Consider the following 13,316-nt stretch of genomic DNA (forward strand, 5'->3'; position numbering starts at 1 on the left):
GGCTCTGCCCATTTGTAACTATTCACAAATCTTATATCAGTTTTTAACGTTTACACAAAACTTGAAACGGTCTCAAATGGCTTCGGAATTCCGAAGCCATTTTAATATCATGAGCAAAATAAAACTAGAATAAGTTAACCTTGCCTGCATATGTATCGTTTATAACATAGTATGCTGCATATTCTTCCGGTTTTAAATAAACCTTTAAAGACTTGATGCTGGATGCCCTGTGTCCGTCTGCTGTGAAAGCTTCTTTTGCTCTCTCAATCACGTTTGCAACAACATCTTCATTACCATCAAACTGAACAAATACTTCCGGTACAAGTTCTTTCTTCTCTGCCTTGGCAGTTTTCTTAGCCGCTGCTTTCTTGGTTGCTTTCTTTGCGGTAGTCTTTGCTGCTGCTTTTACAGTTGTCTCTGCTTTCTTTGCTGTCTCTTCTGCCTTCTTAACTGTCTCTTCTGCTTTCTTTACTACGGTTTCTGCTTTCTTCGCTACAACTTCTTTTGCTTCTGCCTTAACCTCTTCTGCCTTAACTACTGCCTTTGTCTCTGTAGCTTTTACTGCTGCCTTTACTTCTTCTGCTTTCTCAACTGGTCTCTTCTGCATTATAATTCCCTCCCTGAAAATTAATCACACACTAAAAACTTCTCCATTGCTAAAAGAGCTTCTTCTTCATCATTCCCCTCTGCAACAATGTTAACCGTCATTCCTTTGGACGGATTAAATGCCATAATTCCCATGATGCTCTTGGCATTAATTTTACGGTTATCACTTTCCAGAGTAATATTGCTGTCAAACCGGCAGGCAACCTGAACCAACTCTGCAATTGGATTATCATGTTTTTTTGAAACGTTTGAAACTGTAACTTCTTTTCTACTCATGTTATCTTCCTCGCTTCTAAGTAGTACAATTCGTACAAAAATTAATATATCCTACACGAACAGATTTTGCAATAGACTTTGTGAAAATACAGCACTAATACCGAAACTGCCAAGAAACTTCGGCTTTTTTTAGGCAATTTTATATGTTTTTTACGCCTTATTCACGCCTGTCTCTGCCCGTATCCCTATTCTGCCATTTTCATATAAGCAAAATATACATTACCTGCTGCATCAAATACATTCTGTGCATCCGTCATTGACATCTTCTCTGTTGCACCGGTTGCCGGATTATAAACATAGACTCCTGCATTATCATAGCCTGTAATTAATACAGCTTCACTTCCACTACTCATGGCAAATACCGGTGTTCCCAGATTGACATAATATAACACTGCATCCAGATCACTTCCAGTCAAATCAATGACTACAGAGTCCTGCAGGGTATCCTTTAAAATTTGTTTTGGTGTATTTCCGGATGTCATCAATTCTCCTACACCAACATTTAATCCCTGCATCGAAAGCATACCATTGATTGCTTTTGCTATCGTTGTTCCGGATGCGTCTGCATCACCTATTGTAATCGTCAGTGGTGGCTGGGAAGATTTTCTTGCCCTCTTCCAGATATACTGCTGTCTGCTTCCTACCACAACGCCCACATTATCATTTGCCACTGCAATGGCTTTTGCCGCATTATCCGTTGCCAGCACTACTCTTCCGGCAGAATAAGCATAATAATAATCTGTCTCTTCCGGTTCTTTCAGATTCACATTTCTCGGCGACTCCAATACAATCCGCTTCGGAGTCAGCAGACGATCCGAGCTTATCTCTTCTTCCTGTAATAATTGCAGCTGCAGCTGCGTCTGTTTTCGTTCCGTTACCGTACTGTGAATGCTGACTACTTCTGCAGAATCTCCCTCACGATTCATAATTGTATCCTGTTCCGCCGGAACATAAGCCATACCGTTATACTGTTCCCGGTTCAGATAAATAGTATAATCTACAACTTCTACAGATGCCACATAATATCCATCCTTATGGTAATCTTTTAACACTCCGTGTTCTTCATCATCCGTATCTACAATATAAATATGATTCATCGGGAACTGTACATTTCCGGCAGAATCTGTATACACATCACTGTCATCCGCCTCGCCATAGATAAAATCATCTTCCATAAATGCCAGTGGCCGGATATACGTTCCTGCTGCCGCTGCCACTTCAAAGCTTTTCGAATTCTCCAGATTCAGAACAGTAATTTTCGAACCGCTGTCACTGTTGCCATCTGCAATATAAGCAACAAACTGGTTATTCTCTGATACCGCATAATTTCCTGTTTCAAATCCGCTGACTACTTCCTTTTCTTTGGTAGTAGCAAGATTAATCTCATACAGTGTCCCACCCATCATAATGTAGAACATTCCACTTTCATTTTCATACATCAGCTGTCCCAGTTCTGATTTCAGCACTTCGTAAGAGTGGGTGGATGGTATAAACAGTTCCTCTTCTACTGTATTTGCCACGCTGTCATAATGATAAACACCTACGCCCACCTGACCTTCGTGGTTTCCCCTGTTCATATAACCATATACAACAAAATCAGCACTTCCTGTTTCATCCACCTTAATAATCCGGATATCATGTTCCTTATGATTTTCCCTGGAATCAATCCCCTCATAACCACGGAAGCTGAACACCTGGGAAAGCTTTTTTTCTGTCGCATTGTAACACCAGAGTTCTCCTTCTTTTACAAAACAGAGAATACTTCCGGTCTCATTACTCTTATATTCCACATCGGACGAACATATTCCAAGCTGTAAATAATTCTCATAAAAATCATCATTCTCTGCCCGGAAAATTTCATCCATGGTTCTCTCAAAATTCAATAGATACATCCGGTCATTGGTATAACGGACACGGTAATATTCTTCTACATTATAATATTCCAGTTCCCCATTATCTCCGGTTGCCGTCACTACATAATCCAATAGAATTACATTATAGGAATTGTTGATTTCTTTAATGCTTACCGATGGGTCCGTCAGAACGGTCCCATTGAATTTATCCCATGTTACCTGTCGCAGTGTGGAATGAATACTGACATTGGCAAGTGTGGTATTATCCGCAGAAGAATCCGGTTCCATATAAGTTGCCAGAGAACCGCTTCCATCCTTTTGAAATGTTTTTTCATGGAAATCTTTTGCAAAATCAATGCTTTCCTTCACATAACAATCCTGCGGTTCAATAATCCTTGTATAATAATTTAAGGTATCATCCCCATGCAGTAAATGTATAATCAACAGATATTCCGCATTGGAATCCAGAAGATTCTGAATCGGAAGGTCTGCTGTAATCACTCCATTCTTCTGGGAATAACTATCTACCTTCGCATCTGCAATAAGCCGCTTGGTATCCATACTCCGAATTTCATAGGAAAGTTCATCCACTGCGTAGCTTCCATTCTGAACGCGGATTGGAAGCAGCCTGTCCGTATCAATCGGTGTAATGCTGTCCCTCATGTAAACTGCATTCATTTCATCTACATACCCGTAGAGTTCATTGATTTTCTGTTCTTTATAATAAAGCTGGACAGTCGGCAGCGTTGCCTCCTCCAGTTCTGTTGTCATATCAGGATTTGTTTTATTTGTCAAAAAACTAAACACTACGGTTGATACCAGAAACACACCTGCTAACACCAGTGCCCGAATCATTCCCTTATTCATCTGTATTCCTCATCTTCCTAAACTACGAAAAACACGCTTTGCGAGTTTCTCGAGTTATCGCGGTGCTCGTCAAATCTGCATGCAGGCATGCGATTTTTCTCGCTACTCACGTAAACAAACAATATAGCCATCAAAAAACGACAGCTATATTGTAATTCCTTTTTTGCAAAAGCTCAACCTCTATTTTATTACCTGCTACCAGCATCTGCGGCAGCGTCTGTAACGGCATCTGCGGTAAAACATCTCATGAAACAGAAGAATTTCCGGAGCATCCATGTCTTCCCGGTTTTCCCCAAGTCCCGCCTTATCACGGATTCTCTTACAAATCTGCCGCAGCATCAGCCGATCCGGATACTCGTCAAACATGAGACTTCCCTCATATTCCATCTTATCGCATTCTTCTTCCACCAGTTCCTGTACTTTTCTTATCTCCATCGGATACATCTCTTTCATGCGGTCTAAATCCCTCTGATATTCTAGCTCCGTCATGTAAAGATTCTGGATTGGATTTGTCATATAAAAGGGCTGTTTGCCCGGCATCTGCTGCTGTTGCATCTTAAAGAAAATATCCTGATTATAATCCAATGTTTCCTTCTCTCCTGATTCTCATCAGTATAATATATGCAGGAGAGACTGTTTGTTGACGGCAAAAATGCTGTTATCTGTTTGTTTCCAACGACATCAGAAATAATACCGCTGTCAGTTCCTTTGGGAACATGGCATGCAGTTTCAGAATTTCTTTTGACGTCAGTGTGTCCTGTTGTGCCGCATAATATGCAGCCGCAGCCACCAGCATTTCTTTTCCAAAGTTTTTAACTTCTGCAATCAGTCCTGCCGGCTCCCTTAATTTATGTGCAATGATACATTCTGTCACCTGTCTCAACTCTGCATCTGCCAACTTCTTATGAAGTGTTTCCACAAAATGTTCCATGGAATATTCAATTGCTGCATCTACATCAAATACCTCTCCACAGATTTCTGCCGCTGCAAGGAAATATTCCCTCGGTGACATTTTCTCCTTTTCACTTCGTTCTGCCAGAAGTGTATGTACTTTATTAAATTCGCTTTTCTTAGCAAAACGTTTTACCGGCATTTCATCCCTGACCAGTAAATCCAGTTCTGTCATCCGATACAAAAAGTGATCCATTGCCCTGCGGTATTTCTCCATGGATTCCTTTTCAAAGGTATATACATAGCCATAATATTTTCCATAAACCTTCATGGTATCCTGGTATCCCATTCTGGCATTTGCCATTAAAAGAGCATGGTCAAAATTCATCATGGTTCCAAGGGAGCGGCTTGGCTTGATATAAGTTACATACGGCCGCTTGGCATAGGCATCGTGTGCCGGTGATGTATGTAAATCAACAGCAATAATCTGCTGTGCTCCCATTCGGATGGCAAGGTCAATTGGAAGATTATCATAATAGCATCCATCCAGATACGTTGTCTCTCCGATTTTATGCATCGGGAATAATGGAAAAATTGCAGAAGATGCCAGAATATAATCTTTCATAAGTCCTTCCGGAATGTCACGCTTTGTCAGTTCGCAGGGTTTTAAAGACGGAAATTCCACCGTAACCAATCCAAAATCTGTCTTTGATTTCCGAATCTTATCCTCTTCTATCAGTGTTTCAATAAAAGCAGTAAAAGGTGAAATATCTGCACCTTTATTCTTTACATATTTTTTCAGGAATGGACCAATTGCCTCTCTCTGGTCATACATGCCCTCTATGGTATCCGTCAGATTGATTCCATCCTCCATCATATCTTCCATGGTTATGGTGCTCCATAGTTCATAAGCCCTGTCATAATCTCCCGTTGCCATTAAGGCTCCGTTAATGGAACCTATGGATGTTCCGGTTACAATCTGATAATCGATGCCAAGTTCATTTAATGCTTTCCAGACTCCCAGTTCATAAGAGCCTTTCGTACCGCCTCCACTTAATGCAATTCCACGTTTCATATAAGTCCTCCTCCGGTTATCTCCCGGCTTCTGCCTTTCTTTTAAGAAAGCCAGACTGTCAGTTTCTCTCCATTGAATGCGAACTCATTTTTACGTCCTTTGTAACATACCACAAATTTCTTATATACTTTTTCATAACCTTTATGCAGCATCCGGACCGTTAATGTCTCATCCTTTGTGACGGTCATCTCATATTCATTATATACACCATCCTGATATGTAAAATCTTCTCCGTTATCCTGATAATGCACATAACGGTCTTCTCCCGGATATACATCAAGAATCAGGGTATCCAGTTCAATCTCTCCCACATACTGCATCGGTTCAAAACATGGGATAATGCTTCCTGCTTTTACAAAAACCGGGCATACATCAAGAGGTGCGTCTTTTACAATATACTGCTTTCCGGTATATTTTTCCCTTGTATCATAGTCATACCAGGTTCCCTCCGGCAGATACAAAAGCTTCTTCGTCATTCCCTGCTCTACTACAGGAGCTACCAGCATATGCTCTCCAAACAGGAATTCTCCATTGAGATTCCAGGTTTCTTTATCTTTCTCATAATGCAATACCAGTGGACGGATTACCGGCATACCATTCTGCTCCGTCTCATGGAATAAATCATAAAGGTATGGCAGTAATTTATAACGAAGTTCAATATATTTCCGGTTAATATTTAATGTCTCTTCTCCGAAAAGCCATGGCTCCTGTCTGGTAGAACCCTTGGAAGAATGATTTCGGAACAACGGTGAAAAACAGCCGACCTGTACCCATCTTGACAACAGCTCCGGCGTCACATCTGCACCGAATCCACCTACATCTGTTCCGATAAATACCATACCGGATAATCCCAGATTGCACATCTGCGGAATTGCCATCCGCAGGTGCTCCCACAGGCTCTGATTATCTCCTGTCCATGCTGTGGTATACTTTTGGGAACCACTGTAACAGGCACGGGTGATTACAAATGGTCTTCTGCCGTCCTGCTTCTTCAAGCCTTCATAGGTAGCCTTTGCCATCAGATGTCCATAGACATTGTGCATCTGGCCATGGTCACATGGTCTGTCTTCGTCTGTAAATACGACATCTTCCGGCAGTTCTCCACGAAAGCTTGCCGGCTCATTCATATCATTCCATACACCGCGGACTCCTAAGTCCACAAGATATTTCTGTTTCTCTCCCCACCACTGTCTTACCTTCGGATTTCCAAAGTCAGGGTATACCGCATCTCCAGGCCATACTGCATTTACATAGGTATCCCCTTCCGGTGTCTTGGCAAAATATCCCTGCTCCATGCCTTCATCATACATATCATAACCTGGGTCTAATTTGACACCCGGGTCAATGATAGTAACAATTTTAAATCCTTTTTTCTTTAAATCTGCAATCACTTCACCAGGCCTGCCAAAGTCCTTTTCATTCCAGGTAAAGACCCGGTAGCCATCCATATAGTCAATATCCAGATGAATCGTATCAATCGGAATCTTTAATGCACGGTATTTATCCGCAATTGCGCGAATCTCTGCGGAAGTCTCATATCCCCAGCGCGACTGATGATAGCCTAATGTATAAAGCTGCGGAAGCGGTGTTCTTCCGGTCAGATAAGTATAATCAGCTACTACCTCCGGCATATTATCCCCGGCAATAAAATAGTAATCCAGATTGCCACGGTCTGAGCCAAAGAAATAGTATTCCTTATTTTCTTTTGCCAGATCAAAATAAGTCTTACAGGTATTATCAAAAAAGATTCCGTATACGCAGCTTTCACGCAATGCTATAAAGAACGGGATTGATTTATACAATGCTTTAAAGGCTTCCGTATGCGCCGCCGGATTATCCGTATTCCACATCTCATAATCATAATTCTTCTTATTTAACACACCTGCTTTATCACCAAAGCCATAGAAGGCTTCGTCTCCTTCCATGCGTTTTACAGCCTGCACATGATAATTCTTATCTGTCGCCTGTGTCACCTCATGTCCCTCTGCTTTTAAGAATTCGATAAATTTCTCACTAATCTGTGTTGCAAATTTCCTTCCACCACGATAGTCCGCACAGAGAAGCTGTCCATTCACATCATAAAAATCCACCATAAAATTATCATATACGCGTATGATTAATTTTGCAGTCCGAACCTCAAGATAATCAATTCCTTCCTGCACATCAAAATGTATATGCTTTGACTTTTCTCCCTCGATGGCTTTTGAACGATGTTCCTCACATTCGAACGGAACAAACACATTTACAATGTTATCTGTCAGAACCTCTAAACTTCCCTTGCCATATTCAAATGCAAAATGAATGATTCCATTCTCCACATAATAAGATTTTCTTTTTCCCAGCATACTTTTTCCTCCGCTTTTGCTTATATTAGCAGTAATGTACCTCCCACTATCATAAGTAATCCAAAGAATGCCTTTGGCTGTAGTCTTTCATTTAAAAACACAGATGAAAATACAATTGTAACTACAATGCTTAGTTTATCAATCGGCACCACTACGCTGGCTTCGCCCAGCTGCAGCGCCCGGTAATAACAAAGCCAGGATGCTCCGGTCGCTATTCCGGATAAAATCAGAAACATTCCATCCCGGAAGGTCATACTCCGGACCTGTTTCTGTTTCTTTGTTACAAATACTACCACCCATGCCATAACAAGTACCACTCCAGTACGATATGCCGTTCCAAGATTGGAATTCACACCATCTATTCCCACCTTGGCAAGGATGGACGTCAGACTGGCAAATACTGCCGACAGCAGTGCATAGATAAGCCACGCCCGGCTCTTTGTGCCACTGCTTTTCTTTCTGGTAATCATGAGCATCGTTCCAACGCCAATCAATACCATGGCAATGATTTTCTTCTCGTTCAGTCCTTCATTTAAGAAAATGACTGCCAGAATCATCGTCAGGATTGTACTGGATTTATCAATCGGTGTTACTTTATTTACATCTCCTAGCTGCAATGCCCGAAAATAGCAAAGCCAGGATGCCCCGGTCGCTATTCCGGATAATGTAAGATAAATTAACGTCCGCGTTCCTATACTTCCGATTGGAGTATAAGATCCGGTAAGCCGTACCATAATCCATGCAAAAATCAGTACTACAATCGTCCGGATTGCTGTTGCAAGATTCGAGTCTATTTTCTTAATTCCAACTTTTGCCAATATTGCCGTAATACCTGCAAAAAAAGCAGATCCACATGCATATGCAAGCCACATATTTATTCCTCTTTTCTATTATCCCGGGAAAATTCTGTCTTAATCTGCACTGCAACAGACTTTATTTTTACCACCCACTTTTGCATCGTTCAAATACAGATGCCACTTCACTTAATATCCATACCCGCCATAATGTTTCAAATATTATCTTATTCCATTCTTCCGCCTCTTTCGGTATTTCTCTTCTCTTGTTTGTTCTTTCCTGCACCCTTCATTTTCCCATACATATCCTATTTCAGAAATCCATTTACAATCTGCTCCTCTGCCTCTTTTTCAGACAGTCCCAGTGTCATCAGTTTAATCAGCTGTTCTCCTGCTATTTTTCCAATTGCTGCCTCATGAATCAATGCTGCATCGATATCATTCGCTGCAAGAGACGGAATTGCCTCCACCTTTCCATTGTCCATGATGATGGCATCACATTCTGTATGTCCGCTGCATGCATTATTACCACGAATATAAGAAACAAACTTCTGGTGGGAATCTCCCTTTGCTACCGAACGCGATACCACATTTGCACTGGAATGTGCTCCATTTAAATCTACCGTAAAATCTGTCTCTGCTTTCTGCTGTCCATGAGTCATAATACGTTCATGAATCACAAGGGACGCATCTTCTTTAAGGTCTGCTTCGGTTGTACGGATTGTGGAGTCTACTCCTTTAATCTGAACACTGTCCATATCCATGAATCCGCCTTCTTCCATGTGGATTACGGTAGTTGGATTTAAGACTCTGGCTCCATTTCCATCCCCTTCACCATAATGCTTTTCTACATATTTTACTTTTGCATTCTTTCCTATATAAAAGGTGTGTATTCCATCATGCTGTGATGTCTGGTCTCCGCAGTTGTGGATACCGCATCCCGCAATGATTGTCACATCTGCACCTTCCCCGATATAAAAATCATTATACACCAGGTCCTTTAAGCCGCTTTCACTTAAGATAACCGGAATATGCATACTCTCATTCTTTGTTCCCGGTTTTACATAGATATCAATTCCCGGCTTGTCCTTCTTAGTTACAATATCAATATTTGCAGTTGTATTCCTTGCCTCCAGTTTTCCGTTGTTGCGGATGTTATATGCACCTTCCGGCACGCTGTGCAAATCTGATATCTCTGCTAAAAGATTCTTTTCTATACTGTCCATTTTCTCACCTTTTCCTAGACTAATTTTTCCATCAAAGTAGAGCAGGCTTCACTGCTTCCTAACAGCTTTGGAAGCACTTCTTCCCGGCTTCCGGCTGTGCTTACTTCTCCATCTGCAATTACAATAATCCGGTCTGCAATGTTTAAGATTCTCTCCTGATGTGAAATAATCAGAATCGAGCCATTGATTTTCTTATACATATTCTCAAATACCTGAATCAGATTGTTAAAACTCCAAAGGTCAATTCCTGCCTCCGGCTCATCAAATATGGATAATTTGGTTCCTCTTGCAATTATCATTGCAATCTCAATACGCTTTAGCTCCCCACCGGAAAGGCTGTCATTTACCTCCCTGCCAATATAATCCTTTGCGCAAAGTCCTACTTCTGAAAGATAGGAACATGCCTGGCTGATGGAAATATCTTTTCCCGATGCCAGTGTAATCAAATCCTTTACGGTCAATCCCTTAAATCTTACCGGCTGCTGAAACGCAAAGCTGATTCCCTTTCTTGCCCGTTCGGTAATGGATAATCCTGTAATATCCTCTCCATCCAATAAAATCTGTCCGGAAGTTGGTGTTACTATTCCGGCAATCAGCTTCGCCAGCGTGGATTTACCTCCACCGTTTGGTCCGGTAATTGCCACAAACCGGTCTTCTATCTTCAGATTGATATTTTTTAATATTTCCTTGTCTGCTGTTTCATCATTTACCTGAAAACTAATGTCTTTTAATTCCAGCATTTCTCTTTCCTCACCTTACTGTCAGATTCACCTATCTGCCTCTCTGCGAACCTGGTTTTTATAAAAAAAGGATAGCACAAAATGGCTTATTTGCCAACTTCTTTCCCTTCTATTATACATTTTGGATTCTTTTTAATGAAATATTAATAAATTTTTATCGAGATTTACCGTTGTTTTTTTTCTTAAATAGATATATCCTTATTCAGTCAAAAGTAAATTATATGTAAAAAGTGTGTAATCTACTGGGAGGAGAACCATTATTATGAGAGAAAAACATTCTTTTTCAAGTAAGTGTAAGAACTTATTTTTTAAACTAAAAAACAAAATAAATACTTTTAAGAACCGGGAGAAGAAACCACATCCACACCTTGACCGTGCAGTTGTGATTATGAACAAATACTCTTTGGTATTCCATCTGTTACTGTCCTGTTTCCTCGTTCTGGTGATTGAATGTATTTCCAGACGAAATGTGCTTTCTGCATTTTCCTTTATTGCAGGACACACCATTGCTTACCTTTATAACTCATTTATTATTTTTGCAAGTTTATCCCTGGTCTATCTGATTCGAAGAAGAACACTTGCCCGTCTCTTAATCAGCGGCTTCTGGCTTTTCCTTGGAACCATCAATGGCGTTATTCTTTCCAAACGTGTAACTCCATTTGGTTTTACAGATTTGAAATGTCTGTCTGACTTATTTGCCATGCAGAACACCAAATACTTTACCTTTGGTGAAGCACTCGCCGTTATTATCGTAGTCGGTCTTTTCCTGCTTTTCTGTATCTGGCTTTTTATCAAAGGGCCAAAATATCAGGGCAAAATCAACTGGATTGTAAGTCCGCTTATGGTTGCTGTTATCTTCCTGATGTTACCGGTAACTACCAAGGCAGCCCAGTCAAATAATATTGTTGCTTCCTATTTTGCCAATATTGCACAGGGCTATGAAAATTATGGTTTTGTCTACGGCTTCTCATCCAGCGTTGTTGACCGTGGTATGAGTAAACCGGACAGTTATTCCGAAGAGCGTATTGCCAAAATAGGGGCTTCCGTTCCGGAAGAAACTACCGAAGCTGCCGAAGATACGCCAAATATTATTGTTGTTTTACTGGAATCCTTTGTAGATCCCTCTGATGTTAAGTTCTTACAGACTTCAGAAGATCCGGTTCCGAATTTTCACAACTTATTAAACAACTATTCTTCCGGTTACTTAAAAGTTCCTGTTGTAGGTGCCGGAACAGCCAATACTGAATTTGAAGTATTAACCGGTATGAGCATGCAGTATTTTGGTACCGGCGAATACCCATATAAGACTACTTTAAAAGAAATCGACAGTTGCGAAAGTATTGCTTCCGACCTTGGAAGTCTCGGCTATGGTACACATGTTGTACATAACAACGGTGGTAACTTCTACAGCCGTGCCAATGCCTTCTCCCTGATGGGATTTGACAGTTTCACCAGTAAAGAGTGTATGAACATTCAGGAGTACACACCACTTGGTTCCTGGCCAACCGATAACATCTTAATCAGTGAAACCTTAAAGGCTATGGATTCTACCCCTGATCAGTCAGATTTGGTATATACCATTACCGTACAGGGACATGGTGATTATCCTACTGAAAAGATTCTTGAAAATCCGGAAATTGCAGTAAGCGGTGCTGCAGATGAGGCTTCTAACAATCGGTGGGAATATTACATTAACATGATTCACGAAGTAGATAAATTCATCGGCAACTTAACCGAAGAGCTTTCCAAACGGGATGAAAAGACCATCGTGGTATTCTTCGGCGACCACCTTCCTACCATGGGACTGACCGATGATGATATGGTATCCGGTGACATTTTCAAAACCAAATATGTTACCTGGAACAACTTTAATTTACCAAAACAGGATGCTGACTGTGCTGCTTATGAATTATTGGCAAACATCACCAACCAGCTTGACATCCACAAAGGAACCATGTTCTCTTACATCCAGAGCCAGAAGGGTTCTGCTTCTTACGACGAGAACTTAGAGAATTTACAGTATGACCTTCTTTACGGAAAACGTTATGCTTACAACGGAACAGATAAATATCCAGCAAGTGATCTGGTTATGGGTATTGATGATGTAACGATTAACAGTGTATGGAAATCCGATGACAATAAGTTATGTATTTACGGCTCCGGATTTACTCCTTGGACGAAAATTTATGTCAACGGAGAGAAGGTATCCACTTCCTTCTTAGGAAGCACCATGTTAAAGATTAATCTTGACGACATTGAAGACGGCGATACGATTGTTGCTAACATTGTAGGTTCCAGCAGCACCATCTTCCGAAGCTCCAACGAGTTCCTCTATGAGGATCCGGATGTAGAAGATACCGAAGAACAGACAACCGAAACGGAGCAGCCTTCTACTGATACAGAAGGTTCTACCCAGACCACTGAGAAATCCACTGAGCAGTCCTCTGAACAGTCTTTAAGTGGTGCCGGTACAGCAACTGACCAGTCTGTAGAGCATACAGTCAATACTCCACTGACACAGAATTAAAATAATACACAGAAAGCCCCGATGGGATGAATTCTTCTATGATATGTACCCAGAATCCTGGACACATATTTATGAACTAGGCTGAACACATGGATGCTATCCTGTATTGTACAGGC

The 13,316-nt window shown here is 41.0% G+C and carries 10 protein-coding genes; 1 reads left to right on the top strand and 9 read right to left on the bottom strand.

The genetic code is table 11. The features are described from left to right. Positions 1-124: 124 nt before the first annotated feature. The 9 genes from LKD41_RS14920 to LKD41_RS14960 all read right to left on the bottom strand — a co-directional run bounded on the left by LKD41_RS14920 (position 125) and on the right by LKD41_RS14960 (position 10,673). Positions 125-607, bottom strand: coding sequence for a DUF6465 family protein (locus LKD41_RS14920; RefSeq protein WP_227701616.1), 483 nt, complete (start codon positions 605-607; stop codon positions 125-127). Between the two features lie 20 nt (positions 608-627). Further along, positions 628-882, bottom strand: coding sequence for an HPr family phosphocarrier protein (locus LKD41_RS14925; RefSeq protein WP_022243632.1), 255 nt, complete (start codon positions 880-882; stop codon positions 628-630). A gap of 185 nt (positions 883-1,067) precedes the next feature. Next, on the bottom strand, positions 1,068-3,602 hold the full coding sequence (locus tag LKD41_RS14930; protein WP_227701617.1) for a hypothetical protein: 2,535 nt from the start codon (positions 3,600-3,602) through the stop codon (positions 1,068-1,070). Between the two features lie 195 nt (positions 3,603-3,797). After that, positions 3,798-4,187, bottom strand: a complete 390-nt coding sequence (locus tag LKD41_RS14935; protein ID WP_227701618.1) for a hypothetical protein — start codon at positions 4,185-4,187, stop codon at positions 3,798-3,800. Positions 4,188-4,260: 73 nt separating this feature from the next. Beyond that, a complete protein-coding gene (locus LKD41_RS14940) occupies positions 4,261-5,568 on the bottom strand; it encodes a patatin-like phospholipase family protein (protein WP_022243635.1) in 1,308 nt (435 codons plus the stop codon). Between the two features lie 41 nt (positions 5,569-5,609). After that, on the bottom strand, positions 5,610-7,913 hold the full coding sequence (locus LKD41_RS14945) for a glycoside hydrolase family 31 protein (protein WP_227701619.1): 2,304 nt from the start codon (positions 7,911-7,913) through the stop codon (positions 5,610-5,612). Positions 7,914-7,933: 20 nt separating this feature from the next. After that, positions 7,934-8,785: an EamA family transporter gene (locus tag LKD41_RS14950; RefSeq protein ID WP_022243637.1), complete on the bottom strand. Its 852-nt coding sequence runs from the start codon at positions 8,783-8,785 to the stop codon at positions 7,934-7,936. A 230-nt stretch (positions 8,786-9,015) separates the two neighbouring features. Then, entirely contained in the window at positions 9,016-9,933 is a 918-nt protein-coding gene (locus LKD41_RS14955) for a SufB/SufD family protein (protein WP_117698645.1), read from the bottom strand. Between the two features lie 14 nt (positions 9,934-9,947). Continuing rightward, a complete protein-coding gene (locus tag LKD41_RS14960; RefSeq protein WP_227701620.1) occupies positions 9,948-10,673 on the bottom strand; it encodes an ABC transporter ATP-binding protein in 726 nt (241 codons plus the stop codon). Positions 10,674-10,935: 262 nt separating this feature from the next. Here LKD41_RS14960 and LKD41_RS14965 point away from each other — a divergent pair, with 262 nt between their 5' ends. After that, positions 10,936-13,200: an LTA synthase family protein gene (locus tag LKD41_RS14965; RefSeq protein WP_227701621.1), complete on the top strand. Its 2,265-nt coding sequence runs from the start codon at positions 10,936-10,938 to the stop codon at positions 13,198-13,200. The last annotated feature ends 116 nt before the right edge of the window (positions 13,201-13,316 follow it).

Origin of the sequence: Roseburia sp. CLA-AA-H209 (genome assembly GCF_020687575.1) — a bacterium.
Lineage (GTDB): Bacteria > Bacillota > Clostridia > Lachnospirales > Lachnospiraceae > Roseburia_C > Roseburia_C amylophila.